General features: G+C 71.2%; 15 protein-coding genes and 1 riboswitch. Of the genes, 10 read left to right on the forward strand and 5 right to left on the reverse strand.

The window, feature by feature from the left end; genetic code table 11:
• Window positions 1–84 precede the first annotated feature (84 nt).
• Window positions 85–1,341 carry a citrate/2-methylcitrate synthase gene (locus OG736_RS32230; protein WP_327185481.1) on the reverse strand — a complete coding sequence of 419 codons (1,257 nt, stop codon included), beginning with the start codon at window positions 1,339–1,341 and terminating at the stop codon, window positions 85–87.
• 98 nt (window positions 1,342–1,439) lie between these two features.
• Between OG736_RS32230 and OG736_RS32235 the strand changes: the two genes are divergently transcribed.
• Window positions 1,440–2,609 carry a citrate synthase/methylcitrate synthase gene (locus OG736_RS32235; protein WP_327185482.1) on the forward strand — a complete coding sequence of 390 codons (1,170 nt, stop codon included), beginning with the start codon at window positions 1,440–1,442 and terminating at the stop codon, window positions 2,607–2,609.
• A 78-nt stretch (window positions 2,610–2,687) separates the two neighbouring features.
• Here OG736_RS32235 and OG736_RS32240 read toward each other — a convergent pair whose 3' ends face one another.
• Entirely contained in the window at window positions 2,688–2,927 is a 240-nt protein-coding gene (locus tag OG736_RS32240; RefSeq protein ID WP_327185483.1) for a hypothetical protein, read from the reverse strand.
• 265 nt (window positions 2,928–3,192) lie between these two features.
• Window positions 3,193–3,750 (reverse strand): DUF6082 family protein, encoded by a 558-nt coding sequence (locus tag OG736_RS32245; RefSeq protein ID WP_057605691.1) that lies wholly within the window; start codon window positions 3,748–3,750, stop codon window positions 3,193–3,195.
• A gap of 324 nt (window positions 3,751–4,074) precedes the next feature.
• On the opposite strand from OG736_RS32245, the gene OG736_RS32250 reads away from it, so the two are divergent.
• On the forward strand, window positions 4,075–5,142 hold the full coding sequence (locus tag OG736_RS32250) for a CobW family GTP-binding protein (protein WP_327185484.1): 1,068 nt from the start codon (window positions 4,075–4,077) through the stop codon (window positions 5,140–5,142).
• Window positions 5,143–5,302: 160 nt separating this feature from the next.
• Here the strand turns inward: OG736_RS32250 and OG736_RS32255 are convergent, their stop codons facing one another.
• Entirely contained in the window at window positions 5,303–7,777 is a 2,475-nt protein-coding gene (locus tag OG736_RS32255) for a DNA gyrase/topoisomerase IV subunit A (RefSeq protein WP_327185485.1), read from the reverse strand.
• Window positions 7,778–8,047: 270 nt separating this feature from the next.
• Between OG736_RS32255 and OG736_RS32260 the strand changes: the two genes are divergently transcribed.
• The 4 genes from OG736_RS32260 to OG736_RS32275 all read left to right on the forward strand — a co-directional run bounded on the left by OG736_RS32260 (window position 8,048) and on the right by OG736_RS32275 (window position 12,795).
• The gene (locus tag OG736_RS32260) at window positions 8,048–9,397 is read left to right on the forward strand and encodes a M16 family metallopeptidase (protein ID WP_327185486.1); all 1,350 of its coding nucleotides are present in this window, start codon (window positions 8,048–8,050) and stop codon (window positions 9,395–9,397) included.
• Window positions 9,394–10,782, forward strand: a complete 1,389-nt coding sequence (locus OG736_RS32265) for a M16 family metallopeptidase (RefSeq protein ID WP_327185487.1) — start codon at window positions 9,394–9,396, stop codon at window positions 10,780–10,782. Before OG736_RS32260 ends, OG736_RS32265 begins: the two co-directional genes overlap by 4 nt.
• Before the next feature lie 202 nt (window positions 10,783–10,984).
• Window positions 10,985–11,153: riboswitch (cyclic di-AMP (ydaO/yuaA leader) on the forward strand.
• 14 nt (window positions 11,154–11,167) lie between these two features.
• Entirely contained in the window at window positions 11,168–11,911 is a 744-nt protein-coding gene (locus tag OG736_RS32270; protein ID WP_327185488.1) for a M23 family metallopeptidase, read from the forward strand.
• A 188-nt stretch (window positions 11,912–12,099) separates the two neighbouring features.
• Window positions 12,100–12,795 (forward strand): GntR family transcriptional regulator, encoded by a 696-nt coding sequence (locus OG736_RS32275; RefSeq protein WP_327185489.1) that lies wholly within the window; start codon window positions 12,100–12,102, stop codon window positions 12,793–12,795.
• 225 nt (window positions 12,796–13,020) lie between these two features.
• On the opposite strand, the gene OG736_RS32280 is transcribed toward OG736_RS32275, so the two are convergent.
• Window positions 13,021–13,302, reverse strand: coding sequence for an HPr family phosphocarrier protein (locus OG736_RS32280; RefSeq protein WP_054243640.1), 282 nt, complete (start codon window positions 13,300–13,302; stop codon window positions 13,021–13,023).
• A 178-nt stretch (window positions 13,303–13,480) separates the two neighbouring features.
• Here OG736_RS32280 and OG736_RS32285 point away from each other — a divergent pair, with 178 nt between their 5' ends.
• The 4 genes from OG736_RS32285 to OG736_RS32300 all read left to right on the forward strand — a co-directional run bounded on the left by OG736_RS32285 (window position 13,481) and on the right by OG736_RS32300 (window position 18,972).
• Window positions 13,481–16,294: a bifunctional acetate--CoA ligase family protein/GNAT family N-acetyltransferase gene (locus OG736_RS32285; protein ID WP_327185490.1), complete on the forward strand. Its 2,814-nt coding sequence runs from the start codon at window positions 13,481–13,483 to the stop codon at window positions 16,292–16,294.
• Window positions 16,295–16,466: 172 nt separating this feature from the next.
• Window positions 16,467–17,063, forward strand: a complete 597-nt coding sequence (locus tag OG736_RS32290; protein ID WP_054243638.1) for a DUF5998 family protein — start codon at window positions 16,467–16,469, stop codon at window positions 17,061–17,063.
• The gene (locus OG736_RS32295; protein ID WP_327185491.1) at window positions 17,063–18,274 is read left to right on the forward strand and encodes an alkaline phosphatase family protein; all 1,212 of its coding nucleotides are present in this window, start codon (window positions 17,063–17,065) and stop codon (window positions 18,272–18,274) included. Before OG736_RS32290 ends, OG736_RS32295 begins: the two co-directional genes overlap by 1 nt.
• Before the next feature lie 50 nt (window positions 18,275–18,324).
• A complete protein-coding gene (locus OG736_RS32300; protein WP_020125121.1) occupies window positions 18,325–18,972 on the forward strand; it encodes a thymidine kinase in 648 nt (215 codons plus the stop codon).
• Window positions 18,973–18,996 lie beyond the last annotated feature (24 nt).

The raw sequence follows: 18,996 nt of genomic DNA on the forward strand, positions 1-18,996 counted from the left end.
GCGCCCGGGGTGGGGTGGCGCCCGAGCGGGGGTGGCGTCCCGAACGGTGACGCGGGCCCGCTCGCGACGGCTGCCGCGGTCTGCCTACTTCGGCAGCGGCTGGGGCGGCTTCGGCCCCACGTAGTGCCCGCTCGGGCGCATCCGCAGGGGGCGTTCGCCGTACTCTTCCAGGGCGTGGGCGACCCAGCCCGCCGTCCGGGCGACGGCGAAGATCGTCTCGCTGGCCGAGGACTCCATTCCGCAGGACGCGGTGAGGACGGCGAGCGCCAGGTCCACGTTGGCGTGCAGGGGTGCGTGGCGCGCGGTCGTGGCCACGATGTCCCGGGCCGCGGCCAAGGCCGGTCCGGCGGCGGGAATCTCCTCCAGGAGGGCGAACAGGGCACGCGCGCGTGGGTCCTCGCCGAGGTAGAGCCGGTGGCCGAGACCCGGAATGCGGCGGCCCGCGCGCAGCTCCTCGGCGATCACCGGGGCGGCACTGCCGACGTCGAGCACTTCGAGCAGCATGCGGTGGGCCAGGCCCCCGGCCGCGCCGTGCAGCGGCCCCTCGAGCACTCCGAGCCCGGCGGAGACGGCCGCGTAGGCGTGCGCACGGGCCGAGGCGGCGACGCGCACCGCGAGCGTCGAGGCGGCCAGGTCGTGGTCGACGAGCAGGCCGAGCGCCGTGTCGAGGACGTGCAGCTGCGCCTTCTCGGCGGGCCGTCCGCTGAGTCGGCCCCACAGGCGCAGGGCGAGCGGGCCTTCGTCACGGTGCGTGGGCACCTTCGGGGGCAGGGCGGCGACGAGGGTGGGGATCAGGATGCGGGCGGTGCCGAGCACGGCGTCCTCGGACAGGTCGAACCGCAGCGGGTCCGCGGCCGCGGCGGCGACGGCGGCGACCCGCAACCGGTCGGTGGGCCCGGTGTGTTCGGGCAGCGCCTCGACGACGCGTCGGGCGGCCTCGACGGATGCCACGGGCGCGGTGAAGGTGACGCCGGGCCGCAACCGACCGGTCCACAACCACTCCGCGACCTCTTCGTAGGAGTGCCGGGAGGCCAGTTCGACCGCGTCGACGCCCCGGAAGTAGTAGCGGTCCTGGTCGATGAGGGTGACGCGCGTGCGAACGGACAGTTCCGCCCCGGAGCCCGGACTCCCGCTGCTCTCCCGCTTGTTGCGCCGCGCGAGCGCCTCGACCTCCTTGGCGTCGAAGGTGCTGCCCCGGCCCCCGGGCGTGCGCCGGCTGCTCAGCTGGCCACGACTGACGTACGCGTACACGGTCTCGGGTTTCACGCCGAGCAGCTCTGCGGCCTCCTTGGTGCTCAGCCGTCGTTCGGGGTGGCCGGGTCCGGGTTCGTGATCGCGCATGGGGGTCACCGTATCCACAAGACGTATGCATTGATTCAATCAATATTGACAGAGATCGAGTCAAGCATAGACAGTCGAATCAAGTTCAGGGAGGAAACATGTCCGTCAACCTGTCAGCAGCCTCATCCATGGACGTGCCGCGAGGACTCGCGGGTGTCGTCGTCGCCGACACGGAGGTCGGCGACGTCCGAGGACGTGAGGGCTTCTACCACTACCGCCAGTACTCGGCCGTGGACCTCGCGCGCACCCGCCGCTTCGAGGACGTCTGGCACCTCCTGGTCCACGGCGAACTGCCGGACGGGCGGCGGAGCGCCGCCTTCGCCGCCGAGACCGCGGCACTGCGCGGCCTCCCCGAGGGGGTGGCCGCCGCGTTGCCCGCCCTGGCGGCAGCGGCCGGTGCGGACGCGAATCCGCTGGCCGGGATGCGGACGGCCTTGTCGTTGCTGGGCGCGGCGAAGGGTTTCCGGCCGGTCTACGACGTCGACGCGGTCCGACGCCGGGAGGACACGGTCGTCGCGGCCGCGGCCGTGCCCACGCTGCTCACCGCGCTGTACCGGCTGGGACGCGGCCTCGCCCCCGTCGAGCCGCGCGAGGACCTGCCGTACGCGGCGAACTACCTCTACATGTTGACCGGAGTCGAGCCCGATCCGGAGCGGGCGCGGGCGATCGAGCAATACCTGATCTCCACCATTGATCACGGCTTCAACGCATCAACCTTCACGGCCAGGGTCATCGCCTCGACCGGGGCGGATGTGGCCGCGTGCCTCGTGGGGGCGGTGGGCGCGCTGTCGGGGCCGCTGCACGGCGGCGCGCCCAGCCGGGCCCTGGACACCCTGGACGCGATCGGCTCTCCGGATCGCATCGATCCCTGGATCCGTGAGCGGGTCCTCGCCGGTGAGCGCGTCATGGGCTTCGGCCACGCCGTCTACCGCACGGAGGACCCGCGTTCGCGCATGCTCCGCGAGATCGCCCGGCGATTCGGAGGCCCGCGCGTCGAGTTCGCCGTCGAGGTGGAGCGACACGTCGAGGCGATCCTCGCCGAGCTGAAGCCCGGCCGGGAGCTGCACACGAACGTGGAGTTCTACGCAGGCCTGGTCATGGAGCTCTGCGGACTGCCCCGCGAGATGTTCACCCCGACGTTCGCGGCGGCGCGGGTGGTGGGCTGGAGCGCCAACATCCTGGAGCAGGCGGAGGACTCGAAGATCATCCGTCCGGTCGCGCGGTATGTGGGGCCGGGGGCGCCGGTCGAGGTGCCCGCGGTGCCCTGAACGCGCCCCGACAACACCCGTACGCGAGGAAGGCCCGGCACCGCGGGCGGGTGGGCCGGGCCGTCCTCTCGAAAGAGCCTAAAGGTCCGGAATATCGACCTTCGCGCGAATCAGCGTCTCGCGGGTGATGACGACGATTCTCTCGTGGTCACCGCGTGAGGCATCGGACGGGAGATCCGGGTCCAGTGAATCCGTGGCATCCGTGCCGATAACGGCGAAATTACCATCGGCAAGTTCGAAAATATCGGGGCAATTTGCTCCGCTCACGCTTCCGCGAGCGCGCGGAGATGCACCGATCCGACGGATGATCTGACTCACTGTTGCTTCCTTGGGTCCGTTGGTTTGCGCACGACGACTGCGCGGTGCAAGACGGGCCCTGTGGGGTCGCTCGTCATCCGGCGGCGTAGGCGACGATCTGGTGGGGTCCTCTACGCGATCAAGCGCGAGTCAACTCCCTGACGCCCCACCTAACTCTCGACTTGACCTTTTCGTAATGGGCCGAGGGTGTGATTCCGCAGGAGGGGGTGCGAGCCCCGGAGCGTGAGCCCTCGGCTGCCTGAGTGCGCCGATGACCGGTGGAAGTTCACGGGCTCGGCGGCTCGCCCACCACCCACCATTCGTCGGCGTCCGACTCCTCGAGTTGCGTCAGGAGTTCGTCCACCATACGGCCGAGTTCCGCTTCGTCCGAACCGTCGGCAATGGTCGCCCGCTGGTGTCTTGTCGCGTACCAGTACTCCCGTACCACAGGGTTCTGGAGAATGCCTCGAATGTACCCGAAGAACTCCTCGCGGGAGATGTTGCCTATCCGGTAATAAAACAGCGCGTTCGTGTAGAGAGCGTTGGCGTAGAGGTACTGGCGCCGCTGCTTGGTGGAAACGGGCGCCTCGAAGAGGTCCAGCACTTCCGCCAGTTCGGGGTCGTCTATGGCTTTGCTCAGCAATTCCCAGTGCAGGCGCTGCTGGTTGGCCAGATTGGTGTGCTGCTGGGAGTGGGCGGTCCGTTCCAGGTGTTCCAGCCGTACCCGCAGTGTCTCCAGCGCATGGCGTTGTGCCGCCATGGTGACGAGGGCACCCGCGGCCATGCCGGCCGCCGCCGCGGCGACTGCACCGAGTCCGCGGACCCCAAACCTCTGTGTGGCCATGTCAAAAACCCCCGATCGAGCGGCCGTGCGCCGGTCGTCGGGGTGCGGGTGGACGTGACGGGGACCGGCGAGCGGTGGGCGGCGCTTGCCGTCTCCCAGAGTGCCGAGCGGCTCTGATCGGCGGGGGAGGCGGAGGGGAGGCGCACGGAGGGAAGCGAGGGTCGCACGCCAGGGCGCCTTGCCCAGGGTCTGCCCCGCGGATGCTGCGAACAATCGTTCACTTCGCGGTGATTCCCACGGCTCGTATCCTGGGGCGGCATTCAATCCTCGTACGCGCGCCCGGGCCGCGCGCCGGTGCACGCGTAGGTTTCGGAAAGGTCGCACGTGTCGCAGAGCCGCAGTCCGCAGCAGATCCCGGTCGTCGTACTCGCCGGATTCCTCGGTTCCGGCAAGACGACCCTGCTCAACCATCTCCTGCACCGCAGCGGCGGCAGCCGCATCGGGGCGATCGTGAACGACTTCGGCGCCATCGAGATCGACGCCATGGCCGTGGCCGGTGCGCTCGGCGACTCCACCGTCTCCCTCGGCAACGGCTGTCTGTGCTGCGCCGTCGACGCCAGTGAACTCGACGTGTACCTCGAACGGCTCGCCGGGCCGGCCGCCGGCATCGATGTCATCGTCATCGAGGCCAGCGGTCTCGCCGAGCCTCAGGAACTCGTGCGGATGGTGCTGGCCAGTGAGCATCCCGGCATCGTCTACGGCGGGCTCGTCGAGGTCGTCGACGCCGCCGAGTTCGACGAGACCCGGACGAAGCATCCCGGCATCGACCGGCATCTCGCCCTCGCCGACCTCGTCGTGGTGAACAAACTCGACCGCGCGCCCGACGCCGACCGGGTCCTCGGGCTCGTCCGCTCCCTCGCCGACCGGGCCGCCGTCGTCCCCGCCACCTACGGCCGTGTCGACCCCGAGTTCCTCTTCGACTGCCGGCCCGGCGAGGAGCGTGTCGGGCAGCTCTCCTTCGACGACCTGCACGACCACTCCGGGGACGATCATGCCGACCACCTCCACAGCTCCTACGACAGCCTCTCCTACACCTCCGAAGTACCCCTCGGGCCCCGCCGGTTGATGGAGTTCCTCGACAGCAGGCCCGAGGGGCTGTACCGCATCAAGGGGTATGTCGACTTCGGTCCGCACGACCCGGCCAACCGGTACGCCGTGCACGCCGTCGGGCGCTTCCTCCGCTTCTACCCGGAGCCCTGGCAAGCCGCCGACGCCCGCCTGACCCAGCTCGTCCTCATCGGCTCCGGCATCGACGCCGCCGCCCTCGGCAAAGAGCTCGAGGCCTGCAAGGACGACGCCCCACACGCCGACGAGCACGGCATGTGGGGCGTCCTGCGCTATGTACGGGACCCCGACGACGAGACTTTCCAGGAGGCCGAGGCCGAGGCCTAGGGCGCGTCTGAGCATTCCCGCCGGGCGCGCGACGCCCGGCACGGCACCTCGCCGCGTTGTCGGATCACCCGGGTACATCCGGTACGCGGGCGATCCTCCGCGTTGCGATGCACCGCACCGGACGCCGCGCGCCGATCCGACGCGCATGGTCAGACACGCCCTAGAGCGGCCCGGCCACCACCGAGACCGTCTTCGTCAGCGACACGCCCGAGCCGTCGCGGCGCGGGTCCATCTCCGGCAGCTCGGCCGGCAGGCCGGTCTTCTGCGCCGCCTTGGCGGGGACGGGACCCGCCCAGGCCAGCGACAGGCAGTCCTCGCCCTTCAGGAACCGCTGGCAGCGCACACCGCCCGTGGCACGGCCCTTGCGCGGGTACTGGTCGAACGGGGTGAGCTTGGCGGTCGTCTGGACGGAGTCGTCCAGGGTTCCGCGCGAGCCCGCGATCGTGAAGACCACCGCGTCCACCGCGGGGTCCACGGCCGTGAACGAGATGACCTTCGCGCCCTCGGTGAGCTTGATGCCCGCCATACCGCCCGCCGCACGGCCCTGCGGACGCACCTGCGAGGCCTGGTAGCGCAGCAGCTGGGCGTCGTCGGCGATGAAGACCAGATCCTCCTCGCCGGTGCGCAGTTCGACGGCACCGACGATCCGGTCGCCGTCCCGCAGGGTGATGACCTCCAGCTCGTCCTTGTTGGTCGGGTAGTCGGGCACGACCCGCTTGACGACACCCTGTTCCGTGCCGATGGCCAGGCCCGGGGACGACTCGTCGAGCGTGGTCAGACAGATCAGCGTCTCGTCGCCCTCCAGGGAGACGAACTCCGCCAACGGGGCGCCGCCCGAGAGGTTCGGCGCCGAGGCCGTGTCCGGGAGCTGCGGCAGGTCGACGACGTTGATCCGCAGCAGGCGGCCCGAGGAGGTGACGGCGCCGATCTCCCCGCGCGCGGTGGCCGGCACCGCCGAGATGATCACATCGTGCTTGGTGCGCCTGCCGCCCCCGTCCTCGGCTTCCTCGGCGTTCGCCGTGAAGGGCTCGCCGTTCGCCGTGCGGGCCAGCAGGCCCGTGGAGGACAGCAGGACACGGCACGGGTCGTCCGCGACCTGGAGGGGCACGGCGGTGGCCGTGGTACCCGACGACTCCAGCAGGACCGTACGGCGCTCGGTGCCGAACTTCTTGGCCACCGAGGCCAGTTCGGCCGAGACCAGCTTGCGCAGTTCCGCGTCCGAGTCCAGGATCCGGGTCAGCTCGGCGATCTCCTCGTTGAGCTTCTCCTTCTCCGCCTCCAGCTCGATGCGGTCGTACTTGGTGAGCCGGCGCAGCGGGGTGTCCAGGATGTACTGGGTCTGGATCTCCGACAGCGAGAAGCGCTCCATCAGGCGCAGCTTCGCCTCCGCGCTGTTGTCGCTGGAGCGGATCAGCCGGATGACCTCGTCGATGTCGACGAGCGCTGTCAGCAGGCCCTCCACCAGGTGCAGCCGGTCGCGGCGCTTGCTGCGGCGGAACTCGCTGCGGCGGCGCACCACGGTGAAGCGGTGGTCGAGGTAGACCTCCAGGAGCTCCTTGAGGCCCAGCGTGAGCGGCTGGCCGTCGACCAGCGCCACGTTGTTGATGCCGAAGGACTCCTCCATCGGGGTCAGCTTGTACAGCTGCTCCAGGACGGCCTCCGGCACGAAGCCGTTCTTGATCTCGATGACCAGGCGCAGACCGTGCGCGCGGTCGGTGAGGTCCTTGACGTCGGCGATGCCCTGGATCTTCTTCGAGCCGACCAGGTCCTTGATCTTGGCGATGACCTTCTCGGGCCCGACGGTGAAGGGCAGTTCGGTGATGACCAGGCCCTTGCGGCGGGCCGTGACGGTCTCCACCGACACCGTGGCACGGATCTTGAACGTGCCGCGGCCGTTCTCGTAGGCGTCCCGGATGCCGGAGAGACCGACGATCCGGCCGCCGGTGGGCAGGTCGGGGCCCGGAACGTACTTCATCAGGGCGTCCAGATCCGCGCCGGGATAGCGGATCAGGTGGCGGGCGGCCGCGATGACCTCGCCCAGGTTGTGCGGCGGCATGTTGGTGGCCATGCCGACCGCGATCCCGGACGCGCCGTTGACCAGCAGGTTCGGGAAGGCGGCGGGCAGGGCCACCGGCTCCTGCTCCTGGCCGTCGTAGTTGGGCGAGAAGTCGACCGTGTCCTCGTCGATCGACTCCGTCATCAGGCTCGTCGCCTGGGCCTGTCGGCACTCGGTGTACCGCATGGCGGCCGGCGGGTCGTCGTTGCCCAGCGAGCCGAAGTTGCCGTGGCCGTCGATCAGCGGCACGCGCATGGAGAAGGGCTGCGCCATCCGCACCAGGGCGTCGTAGATCGACGCGTCGCCGTGCGGGTGCAGCTTGCCCATGACCTCGCCGACGACCCGGGCGCACTTCACATAGCCGCGCTCCGGGCGCAGGCCCATCTCGTTCATCTGGTAGACGATGCGGCGGTGCACCGGCTTGAGGCCGTCACGGGCGTCCGGCAGGGCGCGGGAGTAGATGACCGAGTACGCGTACTCGAGGAAGGAGCCCTGCATCTCGTCGACGACGTCGATGTCGAGGATCCGCTCCTCGAACGACTCGTCGGGCGGCGGGGTCTTCGTGCTGCGGCGGGCCATCGCTGCCGGCTCCTTGCTGGGGCGTGATACGGGATCTGACGCGGACCATTGTGGACCGTGGCACTGACAGCGCGGGCGAGGACCCGGCGTCGGCCGTCCGGCCCGAACGCAGAGGCATCTCCTCCACGGCTGCCCGCAGGCTACGCGATCTCGCTCTCGGCGTATGTCGTCCGGGAACTTCGCGGACCGTCCGCACGCTTGCATACAGTGGCAGGACCGGCAGGAAAACCGCGGTTTCGACGACCGCGTCCGCGATCGGAAGGGACGTACATGCCCATGGGTCACACGGCCACAGCCCAGGCAGGCTCCGGGGGCCTGACAGCGACCGAGCACCGTCTGGCCAACGGCCTGCGCGTGGTGCTCTCGGAGGACCACCTGACCCCCGTCGCGGCGGTGTGCCTCTGGTACGACGTCGGTTCACGCCACGAAGTCAAGGGGCGTACGGGTCTTGCTCACCTTTTCGAGCACCTGATGTTCCAAGGTTCCGGCCAGGTCAAGGGCAACGGACACTTCGAGCTGGTCCAGGGGGCCGGCGGCTCGCTCAACGGCACCACCAGTTTCGAGCGCACGAACTACTTCGAGACCATGCCCACCCACCAGCTGGAGCTCGCCCTCTGGCTGGAGGCGGACCGCATGGGCTCGCTGCTCACCGCGCTGGACGACGAGTCGATGGAGAACCAGCGCGACGTCGTCAAGAACGAGCGCCGTCAGCGCTACGACAACGTCCCCTACGGCACGGCCTTCGAGAAGCTGACCGCTCTCGCCTACCCGGACGGCCACCCGTACCACCACACGCCGATCGGCTCGATGGCCGACCTGGACGCGGCGACCCTGGAGGACGCGCGCGCGTTCTTCCGCACGTACTACGCGCCCAACAACGCGGTCCTTTCCGTGGTCGGTGACATCGACCCGGAGCAGACCCTCGCCTGGGTCGAGAAGTACTTCGGCTCCATCCCCGGCCACGACGGCAAGCCCGCGCCCCGTGACGGCGGGCTGCCCGACGTCATCGGCGAGCAGCTGCGCGAGATCGTCGAGGAGGAGGTGCCGGCCCGGGCGCTGATGGCCGCCTACCGGCTGCCCGAGGACGGCACGCGTGCGTGCGACGCCGTCGACCTGGCGCTCACCGTCCTGGGCGGCGGCGAGTCCTCCCGCCTCTACAACCGGCTGGTGCGCCGCGACCGTACGGCCGTCGCGGCCGGTTTCGGCCTGCTGCGGCTCGCCGGAGCGCCCTCCCTGGGCTGGCTGGACGTGAAGACGTCCGGCGACGTCGAGGTGCCCGTCATCGAGGCCGCCATCGACGAGGAGCTCGCCCGGTTCGCCGAGGAGGGCCCCACGGCCGAGGAAATGGAGCGCGCCCAGGCGCAGTTGGAGCGCGAGTGGCTCGACCGGCTCGGCACGGTCGCCGGCCGCGCCGACGAACTGTGCCGGTTCGCCGTCCTGTTCGGCGACCCGCAGCTCGCCCTCAACGCCGTCCAGCGCGTGCTGGAAGTGACGCCCGAGGAGGTGCAGGAGATCGCCAAGGCCCGCCTGCGCCCCGACAACCGCGCGGTGCTCGTCTACGAGCCGACCGCCGCCGAAGCCCCCGCCGACCAGGACGAGAACGAGGAGGCGGCCCGGTGACCGAGCTCGCCACGATGGACTTCCACCCCCAGCCCCGGGCGGGCGAGGCCAAGCCGTGGGCGTTCCCGGCGCCCGAGCGCACCGCGCTGGCCAACGGCCTGACCGTGCTGCACTGCCACCGTCCCGGCCAGCAGGTCGTCGCCGTCGAGATCCTCCTCGACGCGCCCCTGGACGCCGAACCGGCCGGCCTCGACGGCGTCGCCACGATCATGGCGCGGGCCTTCTCCGAGGGCACCGACAAGCACTCCGCCGAGGATTTCGCCGCCGAACTGGAGCGCTGCGGCGCCACCCTGGACGCGCACGCGGATCACCCCGGCGTCCGGCTGAGCCTCGAGGTGCCGGCCTCGCGCCTGTCCAAGGGCCTGGGTCTGCTCGCCGACGCCCTCAGGGCCCCCGCGTTCGCCGACAGCGAGGTCGAGCGCCTCGTCCGCAACCGCCTGGACGAGATCCCGCACGAGCTGGCCAACCCCTCCCGGCGCGCCGCCAAGGAGCTCTCCAAGGAGCTGTTCCCGGCCACCGCGCGGATGTCGCGGCCGCGCCAGGGCACCGCGGAGACGGTCGAGAAGATCGATTCCGCCGCCGTACGCGCCTTCTACGAGAGGCACGTCCGTCCCGCCACGGCCACCGCCGTGGTCGTCGGCGACCTGACCGGTGTCGACCTGGCGGCGCTCCTCGGCGACACCCTGGGCGCCTGGACGGGCTCCTCGGCCCAGCCGCGGCCCGTGCCGCCGGTGACCGCCGACGACGCCGGCCGGGTCGTCATCGTGGACCGTCCGGGCGCCGTCCAGACGCAGTTGCTGATCGGCCGGATCGGCGCCGACCGGCACGACCGCGTGTGGCCCGCGCAGGTGCTCGGCACCTACTGCCTCGGTGGCACCCTCACCTCCCGGCTGGACCGTGTCCTGCGCGAGGAGAAGGGCTACACCTACGGTGTCCGCGCGTTCGGGCAGGTCCTGCGGTCCGCCCCGGACGGCTCGGGCGCCGCGATGCTCGCCATCAGCGGCTCCGTCGACACCCCGAACACCGGCCCCGCTCTGGACGACCTGTGGAAGGTGCTGCGCACCCTCGCCGCCGAGGGGCTGACCGACGCCGAGCGTGACGTCGCCGTGCAGAACCTGGTCGGTGTGGCGCCGCTGAAGTTCGAGACCGCCGCGGCCGTCGCCGGCACGCTGGCGGACCAGGTCGAGCAGCACCTGCCCGACGACTTCCAGGCCACGCTGTACCAGCAGCTCGCCGCGACCGGCACGGTGGAGGCCACCGCGGCGGCCGTGAACGCCTTCCCGGTGGACCGTCTGGTGACCGTCCTCGTCGGTGACGCGGCCCAGATCAAGGAGCCGGTCGAGGCCCTCGGCATCGGCGAGGTGAAGGTCGTGTCCGCGGAGTAGATCCCGGCAACGGCACGCGCGTGTGGGGGCCCTGGTCGACGAAAGCGTCACCAGGGCCTCCGTATGTCCGAATTGATGCGGAGGTTGCCTGTCTGCCCTGTGGGATGCGCTACAAAAACCGGGATCCGTTTGAGGATTGAAACCCGCGCCGCTTAGCGTCATGCGGGCTGTTCGTCAGGCAGTGCGCCGCAGCCGCGGCACCGGACAGTCATCGCCGAGTCCCCGTACGGCGCGAGCCAGGGGAGCCGGGGACCCACCTGTGAAGTCCCTGGGGTGAATCGGACGCCCGCGCGTGAACGCGAGGGGGTCCGTAGGAGACCTTCCTGCTCCGAACCCGTCAGCTAACCCGGTAGGCGAGAGGGAAGGAAAGGACACCCCCAACTTCATGGCGTTCACCTGCGCCACCGGGAAGCACCGTCGGCCCAGCCGGATGCAGCGCAGCAGCGTCCGCGCGGCGGGCATCGCGGCGCTCACCACCACCGGTGTCATGGCCACCGTCGCCTCCACCCCGGCCTTCGCCGCCGAGCCCACCCCCGAGCAGACCGGGCTGATCCCCGTGGTCACCGCCGGCGAGTCCGTCGTCGAGCAGATCGACGACCAGGTCGCCGTGCAGAAGCACGCGGCCTTCGAGGAGGCCGCCCGGCAGGCCGCCGCCAAGAAGGCCGTGGAGGAGCGCGAGGCACGCGTGCGTGCCGCCCGCGAGGCCGAGCGCAAGCGCCTCAACACCTTCGTCTCGCCGATCACCGGCTCCTACGTGTCGACCAGCTACCAGGCCAGCAGCTCCCTGTGGTCCTCCGGCAGCCACACCGGCATCGACTTCCACGCGGCCAGCGGCACCACCGTGCACGCGGTCGGCCTGGGCACCGTCGTCGAGGCCGGCTGGGGCGGGTCGTACGGCAACCAGATCGTCATCAAGATGAACGACGGGACGTACACCCAGTACGGTCACCTGTCCTCCATCGAGGTGTCGGTGGGCCAGCAGGTCACCCCGGGCCAGCGGATCGCCCTGTCCGGTGCCACCGGCAACGTCACCGGTGCGCATCTGCACTTCGAGGCCCGCACCACCGCGGAGTACGGCTCGGACATCGACCCGGTCGCCTACCTCCGCACGCACGGCGTGAACGTCTGACGACCCACGGCGACAGATCGTCTTGCCCCGGCCCTCCCGGCCGGGGCTTTCGCCGTTTTCGAGGCCCTGCTGTCCAAAAAATATCCCTGGATTCCGGCCCGCCATCGGAAATCCCCGCCCATTGCAATAGAGTCACGGAACACACGTCAATCGTCGACGTTTCACGGGGATTAAGGCGGAGGTCCGTCATGCGTATTCCGGCGCACTCGGTGTGCACGGCCATTCGGGACGACATCGTCGCGGGTGTCTACGAGCGCGGCAGCCGCCTCACCGAGGAACTCCTCGCCCGCCGCTACGGCGTTTCCCGCGTTCCCGTCCGAGAGGCGCTGCGCACGCTGGAGGCCGAGGGCTTCGTCGTCACACGGCGGCACGCGGGCGCGTGCGTCGCGGAGCCGACCGAGCAGGAGGCCGCCGACCTGCTGGAGATGCGCATGCTCCTGGAGCCGCTCGGCGCCTCCCGGGCCGCCCAGCGGCGCACCGAGGCCCATCTGAAGGTGCTGCGCGGCCTCGTCCGGCTGGGCCAGGAGCGGGCCAGGCGGGGCAACAGCGAGGATCTGCGCTCGCTGGGGGGCTGGTTCCACGAGACGCTCGCCCAGTCCTCCGGAAGCCACGCCCTGACGTCGATGCTCACCCAGCTGCGCCACAAGATCGCCTGGATGTACGCGGTGGAGGCCCCGGCCAACCCCGTGGAGTCCTGGGCGGAGCACGGCGCGATCGTGGACGCGGTGGCGCGCGGCGACGGCGAGCGCGCGCGGGCGATCACGGCGCTGCACACCGAGCGCGCGACGGCCGCGCACCGGCTGCGCTTTTCCGGCGGACCCGAGCGCGCCGACCGTGTGAGGACTTCGCAACCTCCCGTAAACATGACGGGTCTGCGGCATTAACACGAGGGCCGTATACAAAGAGGGGATAATTCGCGGGGGATTATTTCTGCTGCCCGTAAAGGGAAATACGAAGGGCTCGCCCGATAATTCGGGCGAGCCCTTCGGGGTTGGCGGGTCGACACCTTTGAAGCGACGAACACCGCCACCGTCAATTGAGAGACCCCGACGACGCGCAACCACATCCGCGAGAGCGGCGGCGGCTCAGGCGCAGAGGGGACCGCGCGCTCAGACGGTCTCGGGGAGCTCCTCGAGGCCCTCGGCGACCAGCTTCGCCAGACGGTCGAGGGCGACGTCCGCGCCGTCGGCCTCGGAGGCGAGGACGATCTCCTCGCCGCCCTGGGCGCCCAAGCCGAGAACGGCCAGCATGGAGGCCGCGTTGACGGGGTTGCCGTCGGCCTTGGCGATCGTCACCGGGATACCTGCGGCCGTGGCGGCCCGGACGAAGATGGAAGCGGGGCGGGCGTGAAGGCCCTCGGCCCAGCCGACGTTGACGCGGCGCTCAGCCATGTGATGCTGCCCTTCAGTGTTCAGGTTGTCTAGACCAGTGTTCCACACGTGAAGCGTGTGAGGGGAGGGGTCGTGTGTCCCCTCCCGACATGGTCGTCGGATCGCGGCCTCGATCCGACGAGCGTCCTCCACAGACTGCCTCGCGCCGTTGTCGTACGCGAGCCGTACTCTGGGCCCCATGCAGAGCGCGTCGGACCGGCACGAGTACCCCGCCCACTGGGAGGCCGACGTGGTGCTGCGCGACGGCGGCACCGCGCGCATCCGCCCCATCACCGTCGATGACGCCGAGCGCCTGGTCAGCTTCTACGAGCAGGTTTCGGACGAGTCGAAGTACTACCGCTTCTTCGCGCCCTACCCGCGCCTGTCCGACAAGGACGTCCACCGCTTCACGCACCACGACTTTGTGGACCGGGTGGGACTCGCGGCCACGATCGGCGGCGAGTTCATCGCCACCGTACGCTATGACCGCATTGGTGCCGACGGCATGGCCGCCTCGGCCCCGGCCGACGAGGCCGAGGTCGCGTTCCTCGTCCAGGACGCCCACCAGGGCAGGGGTGTCGCCTCCGCGCTGCTCGAGCACATCGCGGCCGTGGCGCGAGAGCGGGACATCCGCCGCTTCGCGGCCGAGGTGCTTCCCGCCAACAACAAGATGATCAAGGTGTTCACGGACGCCGGCTACACCCAGAAGCGCAGCTTCGAGGACGGCGTCGTACGCCTGGAGTTCGACCTCGAACCCACCGAGCGCTCCGTCGCCGTGCAGCGCGCGCGGGAACAGCGGGCCGAGGCGCACTCCGTGGGGCGGCTGCTGGCGCCCGGTTCCGTGGCCGTCGTCGGCACCGGCCGCAGCCCCGGCGGCGTCGGCCGGAGCGTCCTCGGCAACCTCCGCGAGGCGGGCTTCACCGGGCGGCTGTACGCCGTGAACAAGGCCTTCCCCGAGGACCTGAAGGAACTGGACGGGGTGCCCGCCCACCGCTCGGTGCGCGACATAGCGGCGCCCGTCGACCTCGCGGTCGTCGCCGTCCCGGCGGAGCAGGTCCCCGAGGCCGTCACCGAGTGCGGCGAGCACGGCGTGCAGGGACTCGTGGTCCTCTCCGCCGGCTACGCCGAGAGCGGCCCCGACGGGCGGGAGCGCCAGCGCGAACTCGTCCGGCACGCACGCGCGTACGGCATGCGGATCATCGGCCCCAACGCCTTCGGAGTCATCAACACCTCCCCCCAGGTGCGGCTGAACGCCTCGCTGGCCCCGGAGATGCCGAGACCCGGCCGGATCGGCCTGTTCGCCCAGTCCGGCGCCATCGGCATCGCCCTGCTGTCCCGCCTCCACCGGCGTGGCGGCGGCGTCACCGGCGTCACCGGCGTATCGACCTTCATCTCCTCCGGCAACCGCGCGGACGTCTCGGGCAACGACGTCCTCCAGTACTGGTACGACGACCCCGACACCGACGTCGCCCTCATGTACCTGGAATCCATCGGCAACCCGCGCAAGTTCACCCGCCTCGCGCGGCGCACGGCGGCGGCCAAGCCCCTGGTCGTCGTCCAGGGCGCCGGTTCCGCCCCGCAGGGGCACGCCGTACGGGCGACCCGGCTGCCCCACGCGACGGTGTCGGCGCTGCTGCGGCAGGCCGGCGTGATCCGCGTGGAGACCATCACCGAACTGGTCGACGCGGGCCTGCTGCTCGCCCGCCAGCCGCTGCCGACGGGCCCGCGGGTGGCGATTCTCGGCAACTCCGAGTCCCTGGGCCTGCTGACGTACGACGCCTGTCTCTCGGAAGGGCTGCGTCCGCTGCCGCCGCTGGACCTGACGACCGAGGCGTCGGCCCAGGACTTCCACGCGGCGCTGGCCCGGGCGCTTGCCGACGAGACGTGCGACGCGGTGGTCGTGACGGCGATCCCGGCGATCGGCGAGCGGTCGCCCGGGGACGCGGAACTCGCGGAGGCCCTGCGGTCGGCCGCGGCGTCAGCTCCCGCCAAACCGGTGCTCGTCGTGCACGTGGAACTCGGCGGTCTCGCCATGGCGCTGTCCGCCGCGACGAGCACCGCACCGCGCGCCGAAGCGGCCCCACGCGCGCGTACCGACGTCCCCGACGGCGCGCAGCCGGTGCCCACCGCCGTCGCGGCACCCGAGGGAGCGCACCTCATCCCCGCCTACCCCGCCGCCGAACGCGCGGTCCGCGCGCTCGCGGAGGCCGTGAAGTACGCCCATTGGCGGCGCGAGGCGGCCGACGCCGGCAAGGTGCCCGAGTACGAGGACATCGACGAGAAGGGCGCCGCCGAACTGATCGGCGGGCTCCTCGCGCGCGGGCAGGGCCTGACCCTCGGCACCGACGAGACGTGCGAGCTGCTCGGCCGCTACGGCATCCGCACCCGCCGGGCCATCCCGGCGCCCACCCCGGACGAGGCGGCGCGGGCCGCGGCCGCCCTCGGCTACCCCGTCGCCCTCAAGGCCACCGCCCCGCACCTGCGCCACCGCGCCGACCTGGGCGGCGTACGGCTCGATGTGGCCGACGAGGAGCAACTGCGCCGGTCGTACGCCGAGTTGACCGAGCTCTTCGGCAAGCCGGAGGAGATCCGCCCGGTCGTCCAGGCGATGGCACCGCGCGGGGTCGACACGGTCGTCCGCGCGGTCATCGACCCCGCGGCCGGAGCCGTACTGTCCTTCGGGCTCGCGGGGGCCGCCTCGCAGCTGCTCGGAGACATGGCGCACCGGCTGGTTCCGGTCACCGACCGAGAGGCGACCTCGCTGATCCGGTCCATCCGGACCGCCCCGCTCCTCTTCGGCTGGCGTGGCTCGACGCCCGTCGACACCGCCGCCCTGGAGGAGCTGCTGCTGCGGGTGTCCCGGCTGGTCGACGACCACCCCGAGGTCGTCGCGGTCACCCTGGAGCCGGTCGTCGTCGCCCCGCACGGGCTGAGCGTCCTCGGCGCCTCCGTCCGCCTCGCACCCCCGCCGGCGCGCGACGACCTCGGACCGAGGACGCTGCCGACGTACTGAGCGGACCGCCCGGGATCCCGTCCTCGGGCACGCGCGCGAGGACGCGCCGCCCGGACGGCGGCCCGCCCCGGGGAGGTGCGTCCCGCGGAGCACGGACGGAGCGCGCCCCGGCCGCCGCCGACGTACCGAAGCGGTCCTGAGCGGTGCCTCGCAGTCAGTGGGTCCCCGTAGGATGGAGGGCATGGCCAAGACCAGTACGACGACCCAGGGGCTGCGCGCGGCGATCGAGCGCAGCGGCTACTACCCGGCCCTCGTGGCCGAGGCGGTGGAGGCCGCTGTGGGCGGCGAGCCGATCCGGTCGTACCTGGTCCACCAGGAGACCACGTTCGACCAGAACGAGGTGCGCCGGCATGTGACCGTGCTGGTCCTCACCGGCAACCGCTTCATCGTCAGCCACACCGACGAGCAGGCCGCCGACACCACCTCCCCGACGCCGTACGCCACGACGTCCACGGAGTCCGTGAAGCTCGGCCGGATCTCGTCCGTCGTCCTCAGCAGGGTGGTCGCCAACCCGGAGTCGTACACGCCGGGCACCCTGCCGCGCGAGATCGTGCTGACCATCGGCTGGGGCGCCGTCTCCCGTATCGACCTGGAGCCGGCCGCGTGCGGTGACCCCAACTGCGACGCCGACCACGGCTACACCGGCAGCTCGACGGCGGACGACCTCAGCCTGCGTGTGAGCGAGGCCGGCGACGGCCCGGAGACGGTCCGCCAGGCGCTCGTCTTCGCGCAGTCGCTGTCCGAGGCGACAGCGGACGTAACCCGCTGATGTCGCGCTCCGTGCCCACCCCTTTCGACTCCGCCCCCTGGGACTTCCCCGAACCGCTCGCGGTCGGCTCCGCGCCCGTCCCCGAGTACGGCTCCGGCTCCCTCGCCGACCTGCTGCCCACGCTGGCCGCGGGCATGGGCGTACCCGGCACGACCGCGGCGATCCCGGAGCTGACCCCGGCCGACCGCAACTGCGTCTTCCTGATCGACGGCCTCGGCTGGGAGCAGATCAAGGACCACCGCGACGAGGCGCCCTATCTCCACGCGCTGCTCGGCAGCTCGCGCGGCGGCACCGGACGTCCGCTCACCGCCGGCTACCCGGCGACCACCGCGACCTCCCTCGCCTCCGTCGGCACCGGCCTTCCCCCGGGCGCGCACGGCCTGCCCGGCTACACCGTGCGCAACCCGGCGACCGGCGCCCTGATGAACCAGCTCCGCTGGCAGCCGTGGACGGCCCCGGGCGCCTGGCAGCCGTACCCCACCGTCTTCCAGCTCGCCCACGAGGCGGGTGTGCACGCCGCCCAGGTGTCGTCCCCCACGTTCCAGAACACCCCGCTGACCAAGGTCGCGCTCAGTGGCGGAACGTTTCACGGGCGGCTGACCGGCGAGGAGCGCATGGACTTCGCCGCCGAGCAACTGGCCGCCGGCGACCGCTCCCTCGTCTACACGTACTACGCGGAACTGGACGGTGCCGGGCACCGCTACGGCGTCGCCTCCGACACCTGGCGCGGCCAGCTCATGTACGTCGACCGGCTCGTCCAGCGCCTCGCCGAGCAGCTCCCGCCGCGCAGCGCGCTCTATGTCACCGCCGACCACGGGATGGTCGACGTGCCCTTCGACGAGGAACACCGCATCGACTTCGACGCGGACTGGGAGCTGCGCGCCGGGGTCGCCCTGCTGGGCGGCGAGGGCCGCGCCCGCCATGTCTACGCCGTACCGGGCGCCGAGAACGACGTCCTGACCTGCTGGCGCGAGGTGCTCGGCGAGCAGTTCTGGATCGCCTCGCGCGACGAGGCGATCGCCGCGGGCTGGTTCGGGCCGCAGGTCGACGAGCGGGTGTACGCCCGCCTCGGCGACGTGATCGCGGCCGCCCGGGACGACGTCCTGATCATCGCCTCCGAACGGGAGCCCAAGGAGTCGGCGATGGTCGGCAACCACGGCTCGATGACCCCTGCCGAGCAGCTGGTCCCGCTGCTCGAAGTACGCTCCTGACGCCCAGAACCGTTTCTTCTCCACCTTCACCGAAAGGCGCTCAACTCCCCATGCCCGAGCTGGTTTTCTTCTCCGGAACCATGGACTGCGGGAAGTCGACGCTGGCTCTCCAGATAGAGCACAACCGCTCCTCGCGCGGCCTCCAGGGCATGATCTTCACGCGGGACGACCGCGCGGGTGAGGGCAAGCTGTCCTCCCGCCTGGGCCTGGTCACCGACGCGGTCGAGGTCGAGGACGGTCAGGACCTTTACGCCTCCCTCGTCGACCACCTCTCGCAGGGCGGCCGCGCGGACTACGTGATCGCGGACGAGGCACAGTTCCTGGCCGAGGAGCAGATCGACCAGCTCGCGCGTGTGGTCGACGACCTGGACATCGACGTCTACGCCTTCGGGATCACCACCGACTTCCGCTCCAAGCTGTTCCCCGGCTCCCAGCGGCTGGTCGAACTCGCCGACCGCGTCGAGGTCCTCCAGGTCGAGGCGCTGTGCTGGTGCGGCGCCCGCGCCACGCACAACGCCCGCACGGTGGGCGGGGTCATGGTCGTGGAGGGCGCCCAGGTCGTCGTCGGTGACGTCGACCAGGCGGACACGGTCGGCTACGAGGTCCTGTGCAGGCGCCATCACCGCCGCCGCATGACCTCGGCGTCGGCGCGGGCGGCGGCCCTGTCGCCGGACGTGCTGCCGGTGCAGCCGGTCTAGATGCCGGCGGCTTCGGGGACCGTC

This window comes from Streptomyces sp. NBC_01334 (genome assembly GCF_035983595.1).
Taxonomy (GTDB): Bacteria; Actinomycetota; Actinomycetes; order Streptomycetales; family Streptomycetaceae; genus Streptomyces; species Streptomyces coriariae.

What these genes read in the sequence shown, in the direction of transcription:
- OG736_RS32230 (WP_327185481.1), bottom strand. Translation starts at nt 1,341, where the DNA reads ATGCGCGATCACGAACCCGGACCCGGCCACCCCGAACGACGGCTGAGC.
- OG736_RS32235 (WP_327185482.1), top strand. Translation starts at nt 1,440, where the DNA reads ATGTCCGTCAACCTGTCAGCAGCCTCATCCATGGACGTGCCGCGAGGA.
- OG736_RS32245 (WP_057605691.1), bottom strand. Translation starts at nt 3,750, where the DNA reads ATGGCCACACAGAGGTTTGGGGTCCGCGGACTCGGTGCAGTCGCCGCG.
- OG736_RS32255 (WP_327185485.1), bottom strand. Translation starts at nt 7,777, where the DNA reads ATGGCCCGCCGCAGCACGAAGACCCCGCCGCCCGACGAGTCGTTCGAG.
- OG736_RS32260 (WP_327185486.1), top strand. Translation starts at nt 8,048, where the DNA reads ATGCCCATGGGTCACACGGCCACAGCCCAGGCAGGCTCCGGGGGCCTG.
- OG736_RS32270 (WP_327185488.1), top strand. Translation starts at nt 11,168, where the DNA reads ATGGCGTTCACCTGCGCCACCGGGAAGCACCGTCGGCCCAGCCGGATG.
- OG736_RS32275 (WP_327185489.1), top strand. Translation starts at nt 12,100, where the DNA reads ATGCGTATTCCGGCGCACTCGGTGTGCACGGCCATTCGGGACGACATC.
- OG736_RS32280 (WP_054243640.1), bottom strand. Translation starts at nt 13,302, where the DNA reads ATGGCTGAGCGCCGCGTCAACGTCGGCTGGGCCGAGGGCCTTCACGCC.
- OG736_RS32285 (WP_327185490.1), top strand. Translation starts at nt 13,481, where the DNA reads ATGCAGAGCGCGTCGGACCGGCACGAGTACCCCGCCCACTGGGAGGCC.
- OG736_RS32290 (WP_054243638.1), top strand. Translation starts at nt 16,467, where the DNA reads ATGGAGGGCATGGCCAAGACCAGTACGACGACCCAGGGGCTGCGCGCG.
- OG736_RS32295 (WP_327185491.1), top strand. Translation starts at nt 17,063, where the DNA reads ATGTCGCGCTCCGTGCCCACCCCTTTCGACTCCGCCCCCTGGGACTTC.
- OG736_RS32300 (WP_020125121.1), top strand. Translation starts at nt 18,325, where the DNA reads ATGCCCGAGCTGGTTTTCTTCTCCGGAACCATGGACTGCGGGAAGTCG.